Source organism: Leclercia sp. W6, assembly GCF_003336345.1.
Lineage (GTDB): Bacteria > Pseudomonadota > Gammaproteobacteria > Enterobacterales > Enterobacteriaceae > Enterobacter.
In genome coordinates this window covers 4666067-4688593 of record NZ_CP031104.1, presented here as the reverse complement: position 1 = coordinate 4688593, position 22527 = coordinate 4666067, and the positions used below count along the sequence as shown (strand labels likewise).

The following is a 22527-nucleotide window of genomic DNA, read 5'->3' as shown; positions in this document are numbered from 1 at the left end:
GGAGAAAAATTATATAAAAACCGTCACTGAGCGAATTTCATATTACGATTTGTCCTTTTTGCATCGAATTTGACCAGAAACCTGACATTAGCTACTCCTGGAGACACAGATGGAAACCACTCAAACCAGCACCGTTGCTTCGATTGAAACCCGAAGCGGATGGCGTAAAACCGATACCATGTGGATGCTTGGCCTGTACGGCACAGCAATCGGCGCTGGTGTTCTCTTCTTGCCTATTAACGCGGGTGTTGGCGGCTTAATTCCGCTGATCATCATGGCAATCATTGCGTTCCCGATGACCTACTTCGCACACCGCGGCCTGACCCGTTTTGTGCTCTCCGGTAAAAACCCGGGTGAAGACATTACTGAAGTGGTTGAAGAGCACTTCGGGATTGGCGCAGGTAAGCTGATTACCCTGCTCTACTTCTTCGCGATTTACCCTATCCTGCTGGTTTATAGCGTGGCTATCACCAACACCGTTGAGAGCTTTATGACCCACCAGCTGGGCATGACGGCGCCACCGCGCGCCATTCTGTCGCTGATCCTGATTGTCGGTATGATGACTATCGTGCGCTTCGGTGAGCAGATGATTGTAAAAGCGATGAGCGTACTGGTGTTCCCGTTCGTTATCGCCCTGATGGTGCTGGCCTGCTACCTGATCCCTCAGTGGAACGGCGCAGCGCTGGAAACCCTCTCCCTGAACAGCGCGTCTGCTACCGGTAATGGCCTGTGGATGACCCTGTGGCTGGCCATTCCGGTAATGGTCTTCTCCTTTAACCACTCGCCGATCATCTCCTCCTTCGCCGTGGCGAAGCGTGAAGAGTACGGCCAGGGCGCCGAGAAGAAGTGCTCCAGCATCCTGGCTCGCGCTCACGTGATGATGGTGCTGACCGTTATGTTCTTCGTCTTCAGCTGCGTACTGAGCCTTTCCCCGGCGGATCTGGCGGCAGCGAAAGAGCAGAACATCTCGATTCTCTCTTACCTGGCGAACCACTTTAATGCCCCAGTGATTGCCTGGATGGCGCCAATCATCGCGATTATCGCTATCACTAAATCTTTCCTCGGCCACTACCTGGGCGCGCGTGAAGGCTTTAACGGTATGGTGATTAAATCTCTGCGCGGTAAAGGTAAGAGCATTGAAATCAACAAGCTGAACAAAATCACTGCGCTGTTCATGCTGCTGACCACCTGGGCGGTTGCGACTCTGAACCCGAGCATCCTCGGCATGATCGAAACCCTGGGCGGCCCGGTCATCGCGATGATCTTGTTCCTGATGCCGATGTACGCCATTCAGAAAGTGCCAGCGATGCGTAAATACAGCGGCCAGATCAGCAACGTCTTCGTTGTGGTTATGGGTCTGATTGCTATCTCCGCTATCTTCTACTCGCTGTTCGCGTAATGCCTCCCGCGCCATCTTCGGATGGCGCAATCTACTCCTCTGACGTAAAGCAACGGACGCATCATGATTAGCGTTTTCGATATTTTTAAAATTGGTATTGGTCCTTCCAGCTCGCACACCGTCGGGCCAATGAAAGCAGGTAAACAGTTCACGGACGATCTTATTGCGCGCGGAATGCTGCACGACACCACCCGCGTAGTTGTAGATGTCTATGGCTCCCTGTCGCTGACCGGCAAAGGTCACCATACCGATATCGCCATCATTATGGGCCTGGCGGGCAACCTGCCGGATAGTGTTGATATTGACGCCATCCCGGGCTTTATCCAGGACGTTAACACCCATGGCCGACTGCTGCTGGCCAACGGTGAGCATGAAGTTGAATTTCCGGTTGATCGCTGCATGAATTTCCACGCCGACAACCTGTCGCTGCACGAAAATGGTATGCGCATCACCGCGCTGGCAGGCGACAAGGCGATTTACAGCCAAACCTATTACTCTATCGGCGGCGGTTTTATCGTCGACGAAGACCATTTTGGGCAGCCAGAGAGCGCGCCTGTCGCGGTGCCGTATCCGTATAAAACGGCTGCCGACCTTCAGCGTCATTGCCATGAGAGTGGCCTCTCTCTCTCCGGCCTGATGATGCAAAATGAGCTGGCGCTCCACAGCAAAGAGGAACTGGAACAGCACTTTGCTAACGTCTGGGAAGTGATGCGCGGCGGTATTGAGCGCGGCATCACTACCGAGGGCGTGCTGCCGGGTAAACTGCGTGTTCCGCGCCGTGCAGCGGCCCTGCGTCGGATGCTGGTGAGCAGCGATAAAACCACCAGCGATCCGATGGCGGTCGTGGACTGGATCAATATGTTCGCGCTGGCGGTGAACGAAGAGAACGCCGCGGGTGGCCGCGTGGTAACGGCCCCAACGAACGGTGCCTGCGGTATCGTTCCTGCGGTGTTGGCTTATTACGACAAGTTTATCCGCGAAGTAAACGCTAACTCACTGGCCCGCTATCTGCTGGTGACCAGCGCCATTGGCTCGCTGTATAAGATGAACGCCTCGATCTCTGGCGCCGAAGTGGGCTGTCAGGGCGAAGTAGGCGTGGCTTGCTCCATGGCGGCGGCGGGTCTGGCTGAGCTGCTGGGCGGCAGTCCGGCGCAGGTCTGCATTGCGGCAGAAATTGGCATGGAACATAACCTCGGTCTGACCTGCGATCCGGTGGCCGGCCAGGTGCAGGTGCCCTGTATCGAGCGTAACGCCATTGCCTCCGTGAAGGCGGTGAACGCCGCACGTATGGCGCTGCGCCGCACCAGCGAGCCGCGCGTCTGCCTCGATAAAGTGATCGAGACAATGTATGAAACCGGGAAAGATATGAACGCCAAATACCGCGAAACCTCCCGCGGTGGCCTGGCGATGAAGATTGTTACCTGCGACTAAGCCTGAAAAGGAGCCTTGTTTTGCGAGGCTCCTTCCCGTTCTTCCCGCCTCTCGTAGTTTCATGCCGCCGACGGTGTTACCCTTAATCCACTGGATATAAGAGGGATTATCTGTGGCCGTTCATTTGCTTATTGTCGACGCGCTGAATCTTATCCGCCGCATTCATGCGGTACAGGGCACTCCCTGCAAGGATACCTGCCTGCATGCTATGGAGCAGCTTATTCGTCACAGCCAGCCCAGCCATGCGGTTGCCGTTTTTGATGATGAAGCCCGCAACAGCGGCTGGCGTCACCAGCGCCTGCCTGATTACAAAGCCGGCCGCGCGCCGATGCCGGACGATCTGCACGCCGAAATGCCCGCCATCCGCGCCGCCTTTGAGCAGCGCGGAGTCCCCTGCTGGGGCGCCCAGGGCAACGAAGCCGACGATCTCGCGGCGACTCTGGCGGTCAAAGTGGCCAGTGCAGGCCATCAGGCTACCATTGTCTCGACGGACAAAGGCTATTGTCAGCTGCTTTCCCCCACCATTCGCATTCGCGACTATTTCCAGAAACGCTGGCTCGATGCGCCCTTTATCGCCAGTGAGTTTGGCGTATCCCCCCCGCAGCTGCCGGATTACTGGGGACTGGCGGGGATCAGCAGCTCAAGGGTGCCGGGCGTAGCGGGCATTGGCCCGAAAAGTGCCGCCCAACTGCTGGCTGATTTTCAGGATCTGGAAGGGATTTACGCCCGTCTGGATGAGGTGCCGGAGAAGTGGCGCAAAAAGCTGGAGGCGCACAAAGAGATGGCCTTTATCTGCCGGGACGTCGCGCGGTTGCAGACGGATTTACAGCTAGACGGGAATTTGCAGCAGCTCAGGTTAGAGCGAGTGTGACGTCATGCCCGGTGGCGCTGCGCTTACCGGGCCTACGGGACGAGGGGTGTTGTAGGCCCGGTAAGCGCAGCGCCACCGGGCGTTGTACAGATTATCTCTCGTCGCGACGACCACCCACGGCAGCCCACCAGCGGCGCACATGCACGGTAACCTCTTCGCGGTCGTGGTACAGCTGACGCGCCTGGATCTCCGCATTGATGCCATGCTCATCAAGCTGGGTCTGGATGTATGCCAGGTTCTGGGAAACCTCTTCGTAGCGCTTTTTCATCGGCAGCTTGAGATTGAAAATCGCCTCGCGACACCAGCCGTTGACCAGCCAGGTTGCCATCAGCGCAGCCACCTTGGCCGGTTTTTCTACCATATCGCACACCAGCCACGAGATGTTATTGCGGTTCGGACGGTAGCGGAAACCATCCTCGCGCAGCCAGGTCACCTGGCCTGTGTCCATCAGGCTTTGCGCAATCGGGCCGTTATCAATGGAGTAGACCCACATGTTGCGTTTCACCAGCTGATAGGTCCAGCCACCCGGACAGGCACCCAGATCCACCGCATACATCCCGTTTGCCAGACGCTCATCCCACTCGTCGGCCGGAATAAAGATATGGAACGCCTCTTCCAGCTTGAGGGTGGAACGGCTCGGCGCGTCGGACGGGAACTTAAGACGCGGGATCCCCATGTAAAACGGCGAATTGTTGGTGGTATAGGAATACCCGGCGTAGCAACAGCCCGGAGCGATAAAGAAGACATGCACCACCGGACGCTTTGGCGTCTCATAGTTGGTGAGCACGCCGCTGTCACGCAGTGCGGCGCGCAGCGGCACGGTGAATTTGCGGCAGAACTTCATCAGCTCTTTGCTTTCGTTAGTATCGGCCACCTCAACGCGCAGCTCACCGCCCTTCTCCACGACGCCCTGCAGCATACCAGCAATAGGGGTAATACGATCCTCTGGCGGCAGATCCTGCAGCAGCTCGCCGGCCACAAACATCTGACGGGCAAAAATCAGCGAGCTGAACGGCAGCTCGCGAACCAGTTTATCGGCATCTTCGGGTTGATAGCATTCGAAAACAACGTAGCCCGCATTCTTTTTCACGCGAGCGAAACCAAAGACCTCACGCTTCGCGGCTTTATCAGTAATTTCCGCGGCACACTCTTTTTCAAAGCCCGGGCGACAATATAAGACAACTTTATTCATGAACAACGCCCTTGCGTTTCAGACGGAACGAACCGATTAACATTAAAACCCACCCGACCAGGAAGCTGACGCCGCCCACCGGGGTAACAAACGCCCATAGACGTAAATGCGACAGCGCAAGGCAATAGAGGCTACCGCTGAACAACACGGTGCCCAGCGCCATAAATACGCTGCTCCAGTAAAACCAGATGCTGATGCGACGCTGCATCGCCACGGCCAGTCCGAAGATTGCCAGGGTATGAAACGCCTGATATTCCAGACCGGTATGGATCCAGCCCATCTCCACCACACCCAGGGATTTGCGTAATACATGTGCGCCAAAGGCGCCCAGCGCAACAAAAATGAAGCCACTCACCGCGGCAAAAATCAGCATAAAACGGCTGGTCATGTTTCTGTCCTGAAGTTATGCGCGCCCTGCACGCAAAAGAAAGTGTTACTCGTACCGAAAGCGGAATTTTTCTTGCTCGTTGGCCGCCTTTGCCAGGATCCACTGGCGAAACGCGGCTATTTTACCCAGTTCTGCCTGACTGTCATGACAAACCAGATAAAATGCGTTCTTACTGACCAAAACATCATTAAAGGGGCAGACCAGGCGGCCAGCCTCAATTTCAGACTGCGCCATCACGTTGTTAGCCAACGCCACGCCCTGTCCGTGGATGGCAGCCTGTAACACCATCGCACTGTGGCTAAAGATGGGTCCCTGCTGCACATTGATATGGTTAAGACCGAGCTGGCGGGTATAAGTTTGCCAGTCGCGGCGAGAAGCATCATGCAAAAGCGTGTGTTGCGCCAGATTGTCCGGCGTTTTTAACGCTTTTTCGCCCGTTAAGAGTAGTGGCGAGCAGACCGGCAGCAAATATTCCGCGTACAATTTTTCAACACGCAGCCCTGGCCAGTTGCCCCGGCCATAAAAAATCGCTACGTCGACATCGTCTGCCAGCTTCTCTTCCTGACGGTCGACCGCCTGGATTCGAACGTCGATTCCCGGATAAGCTGAGTTAAAGCTTGAGAGTCTCGGCACCAGCCATTGAATGGCAAAACTTGGCAATAAACTGACCGTCAGTGCCCCTTTGGCACTGCGCGCCTGCAGCTTACGGGTGGCCTCGGTGAGCTGGGAAAATATCTCTTTGATATCCTGAAAATAGCTCTGCCCCTCTTCCGTCAGAAGCAGGGAACGGTTGCGGCGGCGGAACAGCTTGAGGCCCAGAAAATCCTCAAGAGACTTGATTTGATGACTGACTGCGGCCTGAGTCACAAAAAGCTCATCGGCCGCGCGCGTGAAGCTCAGATGGCGCGCAGCAGCATCAAATACACGTAATGCATTAAGTGGTGGTAATCGCTTGGACATGGTTATCTGGCTTAGATGTTAACGGCTTTTAACAAACAGGAAACAACGTTTAACCTATTAGTTTTTTTTATCTGAGCCATTATAAATTGTCCGTTGAGGAACTACCAGCAAATACCTATAGTGGCGGCACTTCCTGAGCCGGAACGAAAAGCTTTTTTTGGAATGCGTGTTCTGATGGGCTTTTGGCTTACGGTTGTGATGTTGTGTTGTTGTGTTTGCAATTGGTCTGCGATTCAGACCACGGTAGGAAAACTACCACCTTTTCACTTCCTGTACATTTACCCTGTCTGTCCATAGTGATTAATGTAGCACCGCCCAATTGCGGTGCTTTTTTTTGTCTGCAATTCCGTTAGTGGTCCAGTTCAACCATCTCTTTCACATCACTGCGGTTGATCTGCTGTTTATTCCCGTTCGCGTCCTTATACGAGATCATGCCGGTATCATTATCAGTCTGCGGCTTACCCTCTGAGACGATGGAGCGGCCATCGTTAGTGTGCATAACATAGTTGTTGCCAGAACAGGCGCTCAGGGCAAAGGTAAGCATACAGGCAGAGGCGATTGCGATAGTCTTTTTCATTTTCTTCTCCTTCAGCAATTAATGCTATTTCAAGCGTGTTTATTAACAGGCTAAGACATTCTCCTGACTCTATTTCAGCATAACCTGCTTCGTCTGCTGCGCCAGGATAAACAGACAATTCCGATAGAGATCAACCTTCTTGCCCTGCTGCTGAATTTGCGCGACGATCTCATCATCACGAAGAGGAATTCCATGAACGCATTCAGCCCTGCCCATTTTCGCGCGCAGTTTCCGGCCCTGGCCGATGCCGGTGTCTATCTTGATAGCGCTGCGACAGCCCTTAAGCCTCAGGCAGTGATCGAGGCCACCAACCAGTTTTACAGCCTGAGCGCCGGCAATGTGCATCGCAGCCAGTTTGCCGAAGCCCAGCGCTTAACCGCGCGCTATGAAGCGGCGCGGGATCAGGTTGCCCGCCTGCTTAACGCTGAAAGCGGCAAAAATATTGTCTGGACGCGGGGCACCACCGAAGCCATCAACATGGTGGCGCAATGTTATGCCCGCCCGCGCCTGCAGCCGGGTGATGAGATTATCGTCAGCGAGGCGGAGCACCACGCTAACCTCGTGCCGTGGCTGATGGTGGCCGAACAGACCGGCGCGAAGGTGGTTAAGCTGCCGATTGGCACAGACTGCCTGGCGGATGTGGCTCGCCTGCCCGAGTTGATCACCCCGCGTAGCCGCATTCTCGCGCTGGGGCAGATGTCCAACGTCACCGGCGGCTGCCCGGATCTGGCCCGCGCCATTCGCCTCGCCCATGAGAGCGGGATGGTGGTGATGGTGGATGGCGCCCAGGGCGTGGTCCACTTCCCGGCGGACGTGCAGGCGCTGGATATCGATTTCTATGCCTTCTCTGCACATAAGCTGTACGGCCCTACCGGGATTGGCGCGCTGTACGGCAAAGCGGCGCTGCTGGAGGAGATGTCCCCCTGGCTCGGCGGCGGCAAGATGATCACCGAGGTGACTTTCGACGGCTTTAAAACTCAGCAGGTGCCTTATCGTCTGGAAGCCGGGACGCCAAACGTCGCAGGCGTCATTGGCCTGAGCGCGGCGCTGGAGTGGCTGGCGGATATCGATCTGCAACAGGCAGAGAGCTGGAGCCGCGGGCTGGCAACGCTGGCGGAAGAGGCGCTGAAACAACGTCCCGGTTTTCGCTCCTTCCGGGTACAGGATTCGAGCCTGCTGGCATTCGATTTTGCCGGGGTTCATCACAGCGACATGGTGACGCTGCTGGCGGAGTATGGCATTGCCCTGCGCGCCGGCCAGCATTGCGCCCAGCCGCTGCTGGCGGCGCTGGGCGTCAACGGCACGTTGCGCGCCTCGTTTGCTCCCTATAACACCCAAAGCGATGTCGACGCGCTGGTTGCCGCCGTCGATCGCGCTCTTGCTTTACTGGTGGATTAATGACAAGCCCAACCCTGGCCGGACATCCGTTCGGCACCGTCATCACTGAAGAGACGTTAAAACAGACCTTTGCCCCGCTGACCCAGTGGGAAGACAAATATCGCCAGCTGATCCTGCTGGGCAAGCAGCTCCCTGCGCTGTCTGATGAACTCAAAGCGCAGGCCAAAGAGATCCCCGGCTGTGAGAACCGCGTCTGGCTTGGGGTTACACAAATTGGGGATAAGCTGCATTTTTATGGCGACAGCGAAGGGCGGATTGTTCGCGGCTTGCTGGCCGTGCTGCTGACCGCCATTGAGGGGAAAAGCGCCGCGCAGATCCTGGAGGAGAATCCGCTGGCGCTGTTTGATGCGCTGGGGCTACGCGGCCAGCTTAGCGCCTCGCGCAGCCAGGGACTGACTGCGCTCAGTGACGCGGTACTGGAAGCGGCACGTCAGGCCTGACGTTCCGCCTTCGCCATCATCTTTTTCAGGGCATGAGAGACGGCGATAAAACCAAAGCTCGCGGTCACCATCGTGGCCGCGCCAAACCCGGAGGCACAGTCCATCCGTTTTGGCCCTTCCGCAGTGCTTTTCATGGCGCAGACTGAACCGTCTGCCTGCGGATAGACCAGCGCTTCCGTTGAAAAGACGCAGTCGATGCCCAGCTTGCCTTTGCTGTTTTTCACCACGCCAAAATCGCTTTTCAGACGCTCGCGCAGCTTGGCCGCCAGCGGATCCTGAATGGTTTTCGCCAGGTCCGTCACCTGGATCTGCGTTGGGTCGATCTGCCCGCCCGCGCCGCCGGTGGTCACCAGCGGCACTTTATTACGGCGACACCAGGCGATCAGCGCCGCTTTCGGGCGCACACTGTCGATGGCGTCGATCACATAGCTGTAGCCAGCTCCCATATACTGCGCCACATTATCGGCGGTCACAAAATCATCGATGACGGTGACGCGACACTCCGGGTTGATCTGACGAATGCGATCCGCCATCACCTCTGACTTCGCCAGCCCGACGCTGTCGCGCAGGGCGTGGATCTGCCGGTTAGTGTTAGTGACGCAGACATCGTCCATGTCGATAAGCGTAATGGCGCCGATCCCGGTTCGTGCCAGCGCTTCCGCTGCCCATGAGCCGACGCCGCCAATGCCGACCACGCAGATGTGCGCATCAGCAAACAGTTGCAGGGCTTTTTCACCATATAAACGTGCGGTGCCACCAAAACGCTGGCGCCAGGCTTCGCTCATTACCACAGACATAAGACCTCAGATGTAAAAAGGGTGAGAGTTACCCCTCACCCCGGAAAACATAGCGTCAATATTACCACACTCAGCCGCTAAAGACGTTGCCCGTACTTGCGGCGGTTTTCAGCACCCACACGCGGCCGTAGTGGTTATACCAGCCCGCGCGGTGGCCGGCATCGGCACCAATGCCCTGATAGATATCAAAGTGCTGGCCTTTAATCGCGCCACCCACGTCCAGCGCCACCATCAGGCGCAGCTCGTACTGGCCGCTGAATTTGCCTTCGTTATTCAACAGCGGGACTTCGGCCAGCAGCGTGGTGCCCGGCGGGATCACTGTCTTGTCAGAAGCGACCGATGCGCGGCCAATCAGCGGCACCGCGCTGGCACCTTTCACCGGGGCAAAGTTTTGTGGTTTAAAGAAGACAAACGACGGGTTCTGCTCAAGCAGCTCACGCACTTCATATTCGCTGTGCTTCTCGCCCCACTCGCGGATCGCCTGCATCGACATATCTTCGCGTTTCACTTCTCCGCGATCGATCAGCACTTTACCGATACTGCGGTAGGCATGGCCGTTTTTACCCGCATAGCTGAAGAAGTTAAGCGGGCTGCCGTCGCCAAAATCGATATAGCCGCTGCCCTGCACATCCATGATGAAGTTATCCATCAGCGAGTTGCTGTAAGCGAGGACATAGTTGTCGCTCAGCGCGCCCGAGTAGATTTCGGCGCGGGACGGCAGGCGGCCACGTTTTGGCGGCATGCGGTAGATAGGGTATTTGAACTCACCCTGCGCGGTATGGCGAGCCTGTACCACCGGGGTGTAGTAGCCGGTAAACTGGACGTTACCGTAGTTATCGGTGCCCTCCATCTGCCAGGCATCAATGCCGAACTGGCGCATGGTGCGGGTATCGCCCCCGGCGCGTAACCAGTCCTGCACGGCGTTATAAACGGCGTTCTGCGAGCTATACAGCCGCGGCGATGCGGTGCGGATCTGGCTCACCTGCTCGGCGAAATCCCCGCCATTAATGGGCGCGCCCACCGCGTCCGGCTGGTTTACTAAAGAGAAAGGCTGGGTCAGTTTCCCGTCTTTATATTGCTGACCGCGATCGGTCGGTTTGGAGGAACAGGCGGCGAGAATTGCTACCAGTGCGCCTGTCATCAGATACTTCGCCCAACGTCCTTTCATATATCCCATCTTCAAGTTGCCCCATTCTGCGCAACGAAGATAACAAACCGGCAAAGGTATTGAAATGCGATTGCCTTCCCTTAGGCAAATTTTGCGCAAAAAATATTCAAATCGACGACAGAGCGGACAAATCAACGTCTAATTTGGTGATTTTTACGAAAAAGGGTTGCATCAAAAAGTCAGCAGAGTATAGTGCGCATCCACGGACGCGGGGTGGAGCAGCCTGGTAGCTCGTCGGGCTCATAACCCGAAGGTCGTCGGTTCAAATCCGGCCCCCGCAACCAATTAAAATTTGATGAAGTATCTTCTGCAAAGCAGAAAGACGGACGCGGGGTGGAGCAGCCTGGTAGCTCGTCGGGCTCATAACCCGAAGGTCGTCGGTTCAAATCCGGCCCCCGCAACCAATCAAATTTAAAGAAGTAAGTTTATACAAAGCAGTTCGAATCACAGGAAGGCGGCGACGCAGTGAATCCTTAGGAGCTTACTCCAGTAAGTGACTGAGGTGAACGAGGAAAGCCAACGCACATGTGGTTTGAAATGCGAAGTATAAAGACGGACGCGGGGTGGAGCAGCCTGGTAGCTCGTCGGGCTCATAACCCGAAGGTCGTCGGTTCAAATCCGGCCCCCGCAACCAACACTTCTAAAAACAATAAACACCCTTCCGGGTGTTTTTTTGTTTTTGTCGTCAGCCCACCCGTAGGCCCGCGCAAGCGCAGCGCCTCCGGGCAGTGTTGATCTTATCCGCGTCTCGCCAGCGTCGCCCCGTCAGAGAAATAGGCCTTAATCCCCGCCAGTATCGACTCCGCCACTTCCTGCTGGAACTTAGCCGTTTTAAGTTTGCGCTCCTCTTCCACGTTACTGATAAACGCGGTTTCCACCAGAATCGACGGAATGTCCGGCGCTTTTAACACCGCAAATCCGGCCTGCTCGACGCTGTTCTTATGCAGTTTGTTCACATGCCCAAGCCTGCCCAGCACCGCTTTACCAAACTTCAGGCTGTCGGTGATGGTCAGCGACTGGACCATATCGAACATGGTGTGGTCGACGTAGCGATCGCCGCTCCGCCCTACCCCACCGATAAGGTCGGAGGCGTTCTGGGTATCGGCAAGATAGCGTGCTGCGGTACTGGTCGCCCCTTTGGTGGAGAGGGCAAACACTGATGACCCGCTGGGCTGACGGCTGGTAAAGGCGTCCGCATGGATAGAGATGAAGAGATCCGCACGCTGCTTTTGTGCTTTCGCCACACGCACTTTTAACGGAATAAAGACATCTTCGTTGCGCGTCATGTAGGCGCGCATGTTGCCTTCTCTGTCGATCATCGCCTTCAGGCGACGGGCGATTTGCAGCACCACATCTTTTTCCCGGGTCCGGTATTTGCCTACCGCGCCGGAGTCCTCGCCGCCGTGCCCCGGATCAAGCATGATCACAATCGGGCGATCGCGTCCCGCTTTGCCGGGCTGCGGGCCGCTTTGCGCAGGCGGTACCTGTTTTTCCAGATCGCCTTTGTTGTAATCCTCCAGCAGGGCCAGCAGCGGATCCTGAATATCGGTCGCGTTGGCAGGATAGAGGTCCATAACCAGACGCTCTTTAAAACCGGCCACCGGCGCGAGAGCAAAAAGCTGCGGTTTGACGTTCTGCTTGAGCTCAAACACCATGCGCACGGTTTTCGGATCAAACTGCCCTACCCGCGCGGACTTGATAAAGGGATCGTCGCCGCGGATCTGGGCGCTCATTCCTTTCAGCACCGAGTTAAGATTTACGCCTTCGATATCCACCACCACCCGCTCCGGGTTGCTCAACGCGAATTGCTTATAGTTCAGCACCCGGTTTGACTCGACCGTCACGCGCGTATAGGTCGAAGACGGCCAGACGCGCACCGCAACAACCTGACTGACGGCGGCAAACCCGACCTGACTAACGCTAAGCAACCACATTGCCCCAGCCCCTTGTAACAGGCGACGGCGACTTAATGCTTTACTGGATCCCGACATGCTTCTCCCGAGCAAAGATATCGAATAACTTTTCATAACGTCCAAATTGACCGAAAACTTTAACGAATGATGCATAACCTGTCATCCCTAAAAGGGTAAACAATCATGCGTTAACGATAACTTAACTGAATCTTTTCTTTGCTTCGCAGAAAAGTTTGGCTTGCGCACAGCGCGATATTCGAATAAAAATACAAAAATTACGAATAAACATTCATTGAGGGGTTGTGCCGTGGTGAAGGAACGTAGAATCGAACTGGTCCAGGGATTCCGCCATTCTGTTCCCTATATCAACGCCCACCGGGGAAAGACGTTTGTCGTCATGCTGGGTGGCGAAGCCATTGAGCATGAGAATTTCTCCAGCATTGTCAATGACATCGGCCTGCTGCATAGCCTGGGTATTCGCCTGGTCGTCGTGTATGGCGCTCGCCCGCAGATCGAGGCGAATCTGGCCGCGCATCATCACGAGCCGATCTACCACAAACATACCCGCGTCACCGACGCTAAAACGCTGGAGCTGGTTAAGCAAGCCGCCGGTCTGCTGCAGCTGGACATCACCGCGCGTCTGTCGATGAGCCTTAACAACACCCCGCTGCAGGGGGCGCATATTAACGTGGTCAGCGGTAATTTTATTATCGCCCAGCCGCTCGGCGTGGATGATGGCGTGGATTACTGCCACAGCGGACGTATTCGTCGTATTGATGAAGAGGCGATCCACCGTCAGCTCGACGGCGGCGCGATTGTGCTGACCGGCCCGGTTGCCGTCTCTGTCACGGGCGAAAGCTTCAATCTCACCTCCGAAGAGATTGCCACCCAGCTGGCGATCAAGCTGAAAGCAGAAAAAATGATCGGCTTCTGCTCCTCGCAGGGGGTGATGAACGAGCTCGGGAATATTGTCTCTGAGCTGTTCCCTAACGAGGCTCAGGCGCGCGTCGATGCCCTTGAGGCGCAGGGGGACTACTACTCCGGTACCGTGCGTTTTCTGCGGGGCGCAATCAAAGCCTGCCGCAGCGGCGTGCGTCGCAGCCACCTGATCAGCTATCAGGAAGATGGCGCCCTGCTGCAGGAGCTCTTCTCCCGCGACGGTATAGGGACGCAGATTGTGATGGAGAGCGCCGAGCAGATCCGTCGCGCCACCATCAACGACATCGGCGGCATTCTGGAACTCATCCGCCCGCTGGAGCAGCAGGGGATCCTGGTGCGCCGCTCCCGCGAACAGCTGGAGATGGAGATCGACAAGTTCACCATTATTCAGCGCGATAACCTCACCATCGCCTGTGCGGCGCTCTACCCCTTCCCGGAAGAGAAGATCGGTGAAATGGCCTGCGTGGCGGTGCATCCGGATTACCGCAGCTCATCGCGCGGCGAAGTGTTGCTGGAGCGGATCGCCCTCCAGGCGCGGCAGATGGGGCTGAGCAAGCTGTTTGTGCTGACGACCCGTAGCATTCACTGGTTCCAGGAGCGGGGTTTCACGCCGGTGGACATTGATTCCCTGCCGGAAACCAAGAAAGAGATGTACAACTATCAGCGCCGTTCAAAAGTGCTGATGGCGGACCTGGGATAACGGTCATCACCCACAGGCCGGGCAAGCGCTGCCCGGCTTTTCACTCGCTTATAAGGCTTCAAAGATCGCACTCAGCCCGCTGCGTCGCTCTGTACGGGTAGTGACAGCCTGCGTCAGCACCCCTTCATCCGCATACAACGACAACCGCCGACGGGCGCGGGTAATGGCGGTATAGACCAGCTCGCGGGTCACAACGGGCGACATCTGGTTAGGTAAAATCAGTGCCGCGTGATCGAACTCAGAGCCCTGGGATTTATGCACCGTCATGGCCCAGGCGGTTTCATGCTCCGGCAGGCGGCTGGGCTGCACGGACTTCACGCTGCCGTCCGGCATCTGGAACCAGACCCGCAGTCCCTGACCCCGGTCCAGCGCAATCCCGATATCGCCGTTAAACAGGCCCAGCGCGCTGTCGTTGCGTGAAATCATCACCGGCCTGCCTTCATACCAGCGCGAATGGGGCTGACGGCCAATACGGCGTTTTTGCGCCAGCACCTGCTCAAGCTTTTCATTGAGCCCGGCGACGCCGAAGGGGCCATCCCGTAAAGCGCAAAGCAGCTGGTAGCGGCCAAATGCCGCCAGGATCTCCGCTTCGGAGGCCTGCTGCTGCACGCTGTCGAGAAAATGTTGATACCCCTGCAGGGCATCTTCCAGCATCGCCAGATACTCTTCCCCGCTCTGGAGCTGCTTTTTCTCAATATCACTGAATTTGCCATCAAATACCGAGCGGATAGCGTGGCGATCGCCCCGATTGACCGCGGCCGCCAGTTGCCCGATGCCAGAATCGCTGCCAAAACGGTAGCTTTTTTGCAGCAGGCACAGGCTGTCGCGTAGCGCACCCGCGACAGGGCTGACGTTGCCCTCCATCTCGCATCCCGTCATGCTGGCAAGCTCCTGCGCGCGCCGGACCGTAAAGCCGGCGCTGGCCCAGGTACAGATATCACCCAGCACCGCGCCCGCTTCGACGGAGGCCAGCTGGTCGCGATCGCCGAGGAAGATCACCCGGGCATGAGGCGGCAGGGCTTCAATCAGACGCGACATCATCGTCAGGTCAATCATCGACGCCTCATCCACCACCAGCACATCCAGGTGCAACGGATTACCTGCATGGTAACGCAGGCGCTGGCTGCCCGGCTGCGCGCCAAGCAAACGGTGCAGCGTGCTCGCTTCCGTCGGGAATCGCGCGCGCTGGGCCTCGGTCAGGGGCAGTTTTTGCAGCGCGCCGCCCAGCGATTCGGTCAGACGAGCGGCCGCTTTACCGGTGGGTGCCGCCAGCCGGATCCGGCATTTCTCTTCTCCCGCCATCTGGATCAGCGCCGCCAGCAGGCGGGCGACGGTGGTCGTTTTGCCGGTCCCCGGTCCGCCGGAAATCACGGAAATACGCCGCGTTAACGCGACTGCCGCAGCCACCTTTTGCCAGTTGACGGCTTCATCAGAGGTGAACAGCGCATTCAGCGTGCGCTGAACGTCGGCGCTGTCATGGGGCAACGGCTGATTGGCTTCGCTAAAGAAGCTGGCCACCGCCCGCTCATAGCGCCACATCCGATTGAGGTAGAGCCGCTCGCCGGTGAGCACCAGCGGCGTCGGTTCATCCCCTGCGCTCACCGCGCGGGAGCGCAGCAGCGTAGCGGTCCAGTCCGGCTCCTGGTCAAACAGCGCAAAACAGGCCTGCAGCGCGGCGCTTTTCGCCTCGGCACGCAGCCGGGACAACGGCAGGCAAACGTGCCCTTCTCCCGCATCACGGCTTAAGATCGCCGCCGCCAGCATCACCGCCGGTTCGTCGTTTCCTGCTACCATCATCGCAAACTGTACATCCAGACGACGCAGCACGCGCTGCTCTACGGCTTCCAGCAAGTGTTCCTGCATCGTCATTGTGTTAGCTCCTCGTTGCTGGCGGAAAACAGGCTATCCATTTGTTCGATTAACGCTTCATCAGGACGGGTGGCAAAGCAACCGGCGCCCGGCGAGCTGCCATCCACGCCACGTAAAAACAGGTAGATTACCCCACCGAAATGGTGTTGATAGTCATAGTCGGCAATACGGTGACGTAAATATCGGTGCAGCGCCAGGGTGTAGAGCTGGTACTGCAGATCGTAGCGGTGCGACTGCATCGCTCGGGCCATGGCCTGCGGGGTATAGGCCTCGCTGTTTTCACCCAGCCAGTTGGATTTATAGTCCAGCAGGTAATAGCGGCCATTATGGCGGAAGACCAGGTCGATAAAGCCTTTCAGCATGCCGCGCACCTGACGAAAATCGAGCGGCGGGCAGCCCCGGGAGAGCGGATCGTACTCGCGGATCAACGCATCCAGCGCCCCGGCGGTGAGCGGCCCGGCGATGGGCAGATAAAACTCCATCTCAACCTGCTTATCAGCGGCTGTCAGCTGGCTCAGTGAGATCCCCTCCTCATTGAGCGGAGTCTCCAGCACCTGCGCGATCCAGCGGGTTAACACCGGCTCCCAGCGGGCATCGTACCCCCCTTTTTGCAACATCTCCAGCACCCACTCCGGGGAGATGGGCTGCGTAAAATCGAGTGCTTCAAACAGGCTGTGTAAAAAGGTGCCCGGCGAGGCGCCGCGCGGAAACTGGTGCGGCGTCAACTCTGGCTCCTGCGGCACTTCGCCGGTGCCTGCGGCATCAACATCGAGGCGTGGCATCAGATCCTGGGCGATACTGTGCCCGTGCTGCTGAAGCCCGGAATAGCTGGTGACCCGCCAGTCGTCATACAGCATGCGGGCCACCTGCCGCGCCTGCAGATCCGGTAACACCGGATCCGGCATATGCCAGCGGGCGGCGTCTGCCACACCGGCAACCTGCAATGCAATGTGCTCATTGCACAACGCCTCCAGACACTGGCGCAGACCGGCGGCATCTTTCGGCTCGCCGCGCTGGATCAGGCGTCCAAGCGCGCTCAGGTGGAAATCGCTGTCACCCGATTTTTCGCCACGCCGACGGAACAGCGGCGCCACGCCTAAGCTGCAGTGCCACACCGAACGGGTCAGTGCCACATAGAGCAGGCGTAAATCTTCCGCCAGCCGTTCAGCCTCGGCCAGCTCCACGCTGTCGTCGGCCTTGCTGAGGTCGAGCACCGCTTCGAAGGTTTTACGATCGTGATAAAAGGCCTGATCCTGAACCCGGTAGTTGGCAATAAAGGGCAGCCAGACCAGCGGATACTCCAGCCCTTTCGATTTGTGAATGGTGACGATTTTAACCAGATGCTTGTCACTTTCGAGACGCATTTGCTGGCTTGAGGCGTTGCTGTTCGGCTCGGCGATGTGCTGCGCCAGCCAGCGCACGAGGGCATATTCACTCTCAAGCTGGGCCCCCGCCTCCTGCAACAGTTCGCTGATGTGCAGAATATCGGTCAGGCGGCGTTCCCCTCCGGCAGTTGCCAGCATATTTTCGGCGATGTTGCGCTGGGTCATGAGGTCGCGCAGCATCGCCATTACGCCCCGCTTCTGCCAGCGTTCACGGTAACGGGTAAACTCTTCTACCGCCTCATCCCAGAGTGTCTCACTGTTATTCAGCGTATCGATATCCTGGGCGTTAAGGCCGAGCATGGCGCTTGCCAGGGCGCTGCGCAGGGTACTTTCACGCTCCGGCGCCAGCACCGCCTGCAACAGCCAGAGCATCTCCTGGGCTTCCAGCGTTTCAAATACGCTGTCGCGGTTGGAGAGATAGACCGAGGGAATGCCAAGCAGGGTCAACGCATCACGGATCAACGCCGCCTCCTGACGGCTGCGCACCAGCACCGTAATGTCTGACGCCTTCACCGGTTGGGCATCCTCGCCCCGGTGCAAAATGGCTTCGCCGCGTACGCCAGCGCTCAGCCAGTCGCGGATTTGCGCCGCGCAGTGCTGGGCCATAAAGGTCTGGTAATCTCCGACGCCACACCCTTCGCCCTCCATCAGCCAGATGCGCATCGCGGGCTGGAAATCGCCTTTATACTCGAAACGCAGCGTGGCGTTTCTCGGGGCAGATTTGACCGGTAAGAAGGGGATCTCACGGAACATGAAGGCATCGTTCATCTGTGAAAAGAGCGTGTTCACGCTCTCCACCATGCCGGGGGCCGAGCGCCAGTTGGTATCCAGCGTATAGTGCGCGGCCACTTCGCCACGCGCTTTCATGTAGGTGAAAATATCCGCCCCACGGAAGGCGTAGATCGCCTGTTTCGGGTCGCCAATCAGCAGCAGAGCCGTATCCGGCTGCTGGCGCCAGATGCGGCGGAAAATCCGGTACTGCTGGGGATCGGTATCCTGAAATTCATCGATCATCGCCACCGGAAAACGGGTCCGGATGGCGGCAGCCAGCGCCTCGCCATTGTCGCTGTTGAGGGCATCATCGAGACGACTGAGCATATCGTCGAAGCCCAGCTCACCGCGACGGCGCTTTTCCCGCGCCACCGCTTCGCGGATCTCTGACAGCGCACGGGTGATCATTAGATCGTTAAGGGTTAACGGCTCTGCCAGCAGGTTATCGATGGCGGAAAAGAGCGGGTGTTCCGGCACCTCGCCCCCCGCTTTCGTGCGCTCGGCAAGGAATGACTGGGAGAATTTTTCCAGCGCGTCAGGCAGCTGATAGCTGTGCTTCTCTTCCTGAGCCCAGGCCGTCACGCGTTCGATATATTTTGCCTGGTTGCCGCGGTTGAATTTACGCCGGTCGATGCCGGAGCGCTCAATCACCGCCTCGATTTCCGCCACGCTGTCAGACCACTGCTGTTTCATGGCGGCGATCAGGCCGACAATCTTCTCATGGCGTGAAGCCAGCGTTTCGTCCGCAGGCGGGGCAGATTTGATGACCGGGGCTTCCCCCTGCAGATAGCGATCGATGGTCCGCAGTAGCTCGTCCGGGCCTTTCCAGAGATTATGTACCGCTTCGGCGATATCACGTGGCAGAGGGTAGCAATGGCGACGCCAGAAGTCGGCGCACGCCTGGTAGCGCAGCTGGGATTCATCTTCGATAAGTTGCTGCTCAAAAAGCATGCCTGATTCAAACGCATTCAGGCTGAGCATGCGCTGGCAGAAGCCGTGGATAGTAAACACGGCAGCCTCATCCATCTGCCGTTCCGCCAGCAGCAGCCACTGTGCCGCCTGCTGTTTATCGTCAATCTCATCCAGCAGGCTGGCATACAGCGGGTTATCTGTACTCTGTCGCAGGCAGGCGATGCGCAGCTCATGAATGTTGGCGCGGATACGTCCGCGCAGCTCTTCCGTCGCGGCTTCAGTGAAGGTTACCACCAATAGCTCTTCCACGTTGAGCGGGCGGCTAAACGCCGCGCTGCCGCCCAGACCGAGCAGCAGTCGCAGATAGAGTGCAGCGATGGTGAAGGTTTTTCCGGTTCCCGCTGAGGCCTCTATCAGTCGCTCCCCCTGTAATGGTAAACGTAAGGGGTTAAGGGACTCAGCGGTATCGGTCATTCGTTCTTACTCCTGGGCAAAGATTGCTGCAATGCGCTCACGCTCTTCCATACCGTCCAGCCCGCAGGCGGGGTGACATCGGCCTTTTTACTCTGGCTACCGGAAACCTGTGACAGGATAGCCATCCCCTGCGGGGCGACCACGGCCTGGTGGAAGAAGTCGGCCACTTTCTGTGGCGTGAGCTGTTTTATCTCGGCCACTACTTTATCATGCGAATCGAAGCGCATATTACCCCGATCAAAATCTTTGCTGATTTTTGACGCTTCTTCAGCCAGCGTCTGCGGCGGCTGCATAATCTGGGCAATCACCGCCTGTTGAATCTGGGCAAATTCTTCCGGCTTCATCGCACGCAGCTTCGCTTCTGCCTGCGGGAAGAAGGCCTGGAAACGCTGCCAGAGATAATCTGGCTGTTTATCACTGCTTTGCAGCAAGAAGCCCATCCCCCACTGGCGACCAACGTTCATCGAAAAGGCAAAGACGGCATAGCCCAGCTGCTCTTCGGTACGTAACTGGGTGTAGAACCAGGGCTGCACGATCTGTCCGAGTACAGCGCTGTATGCTGAACTGGCGTATTCGTCATAGCCGGTCGGGACAAAGACCGCTGCCAGAGCGGAATCCGTACTGCTGCCCGCTTTTTCGAAAATCACGTTCTGCTGTTTTTCGACCAGCACGTCCTGGTTACGACACCATTCGGTCCCCTTTGCACCCAGCTGAGTACGCACATCCTGCGCCAGCGTTTTCGCCTGATCTTCACTCATGTTGCCCACCACCAGAAACTCCGGACGGGCATTGGTCTTCAGCGCGGCACGGTAGGCCATCACCTCGTCCAGCGTGATGGACGGCAGCAGTTCCCGGCGCTCCTCGCGCTGGAAGTAGGGAACCTGCGAGAGCATCTGCACCGGCATAATAGCCTGATCGAAGGCTTTGCCCTTTTCTGCGGAATCCATCATCTGCGCGTACCAGGACTTAGCCTGCTCCAGCTGCTCCTCGGTGGCGGTGTAGCTGAAATAGCCTTCCAGCAGCGCTTTAAAGAGCTGCGGCAGACGCTGGGTGTAACCGTTGGCGTTGAGCATCAGGCCATTATTGGCGTTGGTCGAGAAACCGATCCCGCCGACTGCGGCCTGGTTGCTGAGCTGATCCAGCGCGATACCGGCCAGATAGTCATTCAGCGCAAACATCACCTGATTTTTAGCGGTATTCATCGCCGCAGGGTTACGCAGCACCATGCTGACGTTGGCTTTTGGCTCGCTGGCGAAGTAGCGGCTCGGGGTATAGACCACGCGCAGGTCAGGCTCATCCACAATCAGCTGCGGCTGTGGATAATCTTTAGTCGGTTTGATAAGGGTAAAGTCGTCCGGGATGTAAGGGTTCACCTCCGGCAGCTTGAGGGCGATCCCGGCGGCTCGCTTCTGCCAGTCGGCAAAAGTTTGCTCGCTGATTTTGTCCACCTGGTATTCGGCGTTCACAAAGTAAGCGGTCTTGTTATGCGGCTCGTTCGGGCTGATATACCAGATACGGGCGTTCTGCGGCGTCATCATCGCCAGTCGGGCTTTGACGGCGTCGGCATCATATTGATCGGCGATATTGACCGCATCCAGCGTATGTTCAACCGGCACGCGGATCATGGTATCGGCCAGCCACTCGACGTAGTCCATATCGCGGGTAATGGAAGGATAACGGAAGTCGAGATCCAGCACGTGCGCCAGCTCGTCAAAGTAGCGTTTATCCACCCCTTTTTCACGCAGCAGCGAAAGGTAGCTGAAAATCGCGGCGACAACGTCATCGCGATGGGCCAGACCTTTATCGGTTAAGGTGGCGGAGATCGCCAGCACGCCGCTGTTGCCGTTAACGACGGGATCGGAGTCGGCGCGAATACCTTCCACCAGCCCCTGCTTTTGCAGCCAGTCGGAGAGGGTGTCCGGGCTACGGTTGCCAATCAGGTAGTTAACCAGCTCGTCGGTTTTACTGCGAAACTGCGGCGTATTGTTATCAATACGGAACTCCACGCGCAGCACCTTGCGGGGCATCGCAGGAACATAGTGAATGATCAGGCCTTTCTGCGCGTCGGTGACCACCGGCACGGTGATTTCCGGGCGGGTGATATTTTTATTCGGCACCCGGCCATAGGTCTGGGCAGCCAGCTGCGCCAGTTCCGGCAGCGGCTTATTGCTGTAGACCACGGCCTTCATCAAGTTAGCGGAGTAGTATTTGTCGCGAAACGCGTGCAGCGCATCAAGAACCGGGCTGCCCGGCTTGTCGCTCAGCGTCTCAAGATTTCCGCCGGAGAAGCGCGATCCTGGGTGCGCGGGGTTGATGGTTTCGGCGCTGACCTGCGCCATGCGCATCCCGTCCCGGGTACGCGCCAGCGTCAGCTCCGCATTCACGGCGTTGCGCTCACGATCGGCATATTTTTTATCCAGCAGCGGGGCAGCAATGGCATCCGCCAGACGATCGACGGCACCTTCCAGCGCATCGTTTTCCACTTCAAGATAAAAAGCCGTACGGTACGGCGCGGTGCTGGCGTTATGGCTGCCACCGTGCATTTTCAAGAATTCGGCCAGGCTGTCAGGCTGCGGATAGTTCTTTGAGCCCATCAGGGTCATATGTTCAAGATAGTGCGCGAGCCCTGGATGGGATTCAGGATCTTCCAGCGAGCCCACCGGCACCACCAGCGCCGACAGTGACTTTACGGCCTGAGGATCGGAAACCAGCAGCACGACCATCCCGTTATCAAGACGGATCGCCTGATATTCACGGGTATCTTTATCACTTTTGCGGATCGTTTCCTGAACGGGTTGCCAACCGGTATTTGCCTGACTGAGGGGGGCCCAAAGAGCGACGAACAAAACTAACATTTTCAACAAGGTGCTGCCTGGCATTCACTACCTCTTCATCACGGACATCATCATTAACAAGCTTCGTGCCGGACACGCCAGCATCTCT

At 57.5% G+C, this 22527-nt stretch carries 16 protein-coding genes and 3 tRNA genes; 9 read left to right on the top strand and 10 right to left on the bottom strand.

Annotation, left to right across the window (positions count from 1 at the left end; translation table 11 throughout):
- Nucleotides 1–109 precede the first annotated feature (109 nt).
- From DVA43_RS23130 to xni, 3 genes are all read left to right on the top strand, one after another.
- Nucleotides 110–1399: an HAAAP family serine/threonine permease gene (locus DVA43_RS23130; protein ID WP_114316893.1), complete on the top strand. Its 1290-nt coding sequence runs from the start codon at nt 110–112 to the stop codon at nt 1397–1399.
- A gap of 63 nt (nt 1400–1462) precedes the next feature.
- The gene (locus DVA43_RS23125; RefSeq protein WP_114316892.1) at nt 1463–2830 is read left to right on the top strand and encodes an L-serine ammonia-lyase; all 1368 of its coding nucleotides are present in this window, start codon (nt 1463–1465) and stop codon (nt 2828–2830) included.
- Between the two features lie 112 nt (nt 2831–2942).
- The gene (gene xni / locus DVA43_RS23120; RefSeq protein WP_114316891.1) at nt 2943–3701 is read left to right on the top strand and encodes a flap endonuclease Xni; all 759 of its coding nucleotides are present in this window, start codon (nt 2943–2945) and stop codon (nt 3699–3701) included.
- A 91-nt stretch (nt 3702–3792) separates the two neighbouring features.
- On the opposite strand, the gene rlmM is transcribed toward xni, so the two are convergent.
- The 4 genes from rlmM to DVA43_RS23100 all read right to left on the bottom strand — a co-directional run bounded on the left by rlmM (nt 3793) and on the right by DVA43_RS23100 (nt 6818).
- The gene (gene rlmM, locus DVA43_RS23115) at nt 3793–4893 is read right to left on the bottom strand and encodes a 23S rRNA (cytidine(2498)-2'-O)-methyltransferase RlmM (protein WP_114316890.1); all 1101 of its coding nucleotides are present in this window, start codon (nt 4891–4893) and stop codon (nt 3793–3795) included.
- Complete coding sequence (locus tag DVA43_RS23110) at nt 4886–5281, bottom strand: DUF423 domain-containing protein (protein WP_039029918.1); 396 nt, start codon at nt 5279–5281, stop codon at nt 4886–4888. Before DVA43_RS23110 ends, rlmM begins: the two co-directional genes overlap by 8 nt.
- A gap of 45 nt (nt 5282–5326) precedes the next feature.
- Nucleotides 5327–6241 carry a glycine cleavage system transcriptional regulator GcvA gene (gcvA, locus tag DVA43_RS23105; protein WP_103180950.1) on the bottom strand — a complete coding sequence of 305 codons (915 nt, stop codon included), beginning with the start codon at nt 6239–6241 and terminating at the stop codon, nt 5327–5329.
- A 349-nt stretch (nt 6242–6590) separates the two neighbouring features.
- The gene (locus DVA43_RS23100) at nt 6591–6818 is read right to left on the bottom strand and encodes a YgdI/YgdR family lipoprotein (protein ID WP_032613722.1); all 228 of its coding nucleotides are present in this window, start codon (nt 6816–6818) and stop codon (nt 6591–6593) included.
- Between the two features lie 192 nt (nt 6819–7010).
- On the opposite strand from DVA43_RS23100, the gene csdA reads away from it, so the two are divergent.
- Together csdA and csdE are read left to right on the top strand one after the other, a co-directional pair.
- Nucleotides 7011–8216 carry a cysteine desulfurase CsdA gene (gene csdA / locus DVA43_RS23095; protein WP_114316889.1) on the top strand — a complete coding sequence of 402 codons (1206 nt, stop codon included), beginning with the start codon at nt 7011–7013 and terminating at the stop codon, nt 8214–8216.
- Entirely contained in the window at nt 8216–8656 is a 441-nt protein-coding gene (gene csdE / locus DVA43_RS23090) for a cysteine desulfurase sulfur acceptor subunit CsdE (protein WP_114316888.1), read from the top strand. Before csdA ends, csdE begins: the two co-directional genes overlap by 1 nt.
- On the opposite strand, the gene tcdA is transcribed toward csdE, so the two are convergent.
- Complete coding sequence (gene tcdA, locus DVA43_RS23085) at nt 8647–9453, bottom strand: tRNA cyclic N6-threonylcarbamoyladenosine(37) synthase TcdA (RefSeq protein WP_103822728.1); 807 nt, start codon at nt 9451–9453, stop codon at nt 8647–8649. The genes csdE and tcdA overlap by 10 nt on opposite strands.
- A 70-nt stretch (nt 9454–9523) precedes the next feature.
- Nucleotides 9524–10621: a murein transglycosylase A gene (gene mltA, locus DVA43_RS23080; protein ID WP_103822729.1), complete on the bottom strand. Its 1098-nt coding sequence runs from the start codon at nt 10619–10621 to the stop codon at nt 9524–9526.
- A 207-nt stretch (nt 10622–10828) separates the two neighbouring features.
- Between mltA and DVA43_RS23075 the strand changes: the two genes are divergently transcribed.
- From DVA43_RS23075 to DVA43_RS23065, 3 genes are all read left to right on the top strand, one after another.
- Nucleotides 10829–10905 (top strand) — tRNA-Met (locus DVA43_RS23075).
- 43 nt (nt 10906–10948) lie between these two features.
- Nucleotides 10949–11025, top strand: a tRNA-Met gene (locus DVA43_RS23070).
- A gap of 153 nt (nt 11026–11178) precedes the next feature.
- Nucleotides 11179–11255, top strand: a tRNA-Met gene (locus DVA43_RS23065).
- 103 nt (nt 11256–11358) lie between these two features.
- Here DVA43_RS23065 and amiC read toward each other — a convergent pair.
- Entirely contained in the window at nt 11359–12612 is a 1254-nt protein-coding gene (amiC, locus tag DVA43_RS23060; protein WP_103180955.1) for an N-acetylmuramoyl-L-alanine amidase AmiC, read from the bottom strand.
- Nucleotides 12613–12841: 229 nt separating this feature from the next.
- On the opposite strand from amiC, the gene argA reads away from it, so the two are divergent.
- Complete coding sequence (gene argA, locus DVA43_RS23055) at nt 12842–14173, top strand: amino-acid N-acetyltransferase (RefSeq protein ID WP_103180956.1); 1332 nt, start codon at nt 12842–12844, stop codon at nt 14171–14173.
- Between the two features lie 48 nt (nt 14174–14221).
- Here the strand turns inward: argA and recD are convergent, their stop codons facing one another.
- From recD to ptrA, 3 genes are read right to left on the bottom strand one after another with little or no spacing between them, the layout of a single operon-like run.
- On the bottom strand, nt 14222–16042 hold the full coding sequence (gene recD / locus DVA43_RS23050) for an exodeoxyribonuclease V subunit alpha (RefSeq protein ID WP_114316887.1): 1821 nt from the start codon (nt 16040–16042) through the stop codon (nt 14222–14224).
- The gene (recB, locus tag DVA43_RS23045) at nt 16039–19584 is read right to left on the bottom strand and encodes an exodeoxyribonuclease V subunit beta (RefSeq protein WP_114316886.1); all 3546 of its coding nucleotides are present in this window, start codon (nt 19582–19584) and stop codon (nt 16039–16041) included. Before recB ends, recD begins: the two co-directional genes overlap by 4 nt.
- The gene (gene ptrA / locus DVA43_RS23040) at nt 19581–22463 is read right to left on the bottom strand and encodes a pitrilysin (RefSeq protein ID WP_114316885.1); all 2883 of its coding nucleotides are present in this window, start codon (nt 22461–22463) and stop codon (nt 19581–19583) included. Before ptrA ends, recB begins: the two co-directional genes overlap by 4 nt.
- Nucleotides 22464–22527 lie beyond the last annotated feature (64 nt).

Excerpts from the sequence above, each read along its gene's own strand:
- DVA43_RS23130 (WP_114316893.1), top strand. The coding sequence starts at position 110 with ATGGAAACCACTCAAACCAGCACCGTTGCTTCGATTGAAACCCGAAGC.
- DVA43_RS23125 (WP_114316892.1), top strand. The coding sequence starts at position 1,463 with ATGATTAGCGTTTTCGATATTTTTAAAATTGGTATTGGTCCTTCCAGC.
- rlmM (WP_114316890.1), bottom strand. The coding sequence starts at position 4,893 with ATGAATAAAGTTGTCTTATATTGTCGCCCGGGCTTTGAAAAAGAGTGT.
- DVA43_RS23110 (WP_039029918.1), bottom strand. The coding sequence starts at position 5,281 with ATGACCAGCCGTTTTATGCTGATTTTTGCCGCGGTGAGTGGCTTCATT.
- gcvA (WP_103180950.1), bottom strand. The coding sequence starts at position 6,241 with ATGTCCAAGCGATTACCACCACTTAATGCATTACGTGTATTTGATGCT.
- DVA43_RS23100 (WP_032613722.1), bottom strand. The coding sequence starts at position 6,818 with ATGAAAAAGACTATCGCAATCGCCTCTGCCTGTATGCTTACCTTTGCC.
- csdA (WP_114316889.1), top strand. The coding sequence starts at position 7,011 with ATGAACGCATTCAGCCCTGCCCATTTTCGCGCGCAGTTTCCGGCCCTG.
- csdE (WP_114316888.1), top strand. The coding sequence starts at position 8,216 with ATGACAAGCCCAACCCTGGCCGGACATCCGTTCGGCACCGTCATCACT.
- tcdA (WP_103822728.1), bottom strand. The coding sequence starts at position 9,453 with ATGTCTGTGGTAATGAGCGAAGCCTGGCGCCAGCGTTTTGGTGGCACC.
- mltA (WP_103822729.1), bottom strand. The coding sequence starts at position 10,621 with ATGAAAGGACGTTGGGCGAAGTATCTGATGACAGGCGCACTGGTAGCA.
- amiC (WP_103180955.1), bottom strand. The coding sequence starts at position 12,612 with ATGTCGGGATCCAGTAAAGCATTAAGTCGCCGTCGCCTGTTACAAGGG.
- recD (WP_114316887.1), bottom strand. The coding sequence starts at position 16,042 with ATGACGATGCAGGAACACTTGCTGGAAGCCGTAGAGCAGCGCGTGCTG.
- recB (WP_114316886.1), bottom strand. The coding sequence starts at position 19,584 with ATGACCGATACCGCTGAGTCCCTTAACCCCTTACGTTTACCATTACAG.
- ptrA (WP_114316885.1), bottom strand. The coding sequence starts at position 22,463 with ATGCCAGGCAGCACCTTGTTGAAAATGTTAGTTTTGTTCGTCGCTCTT.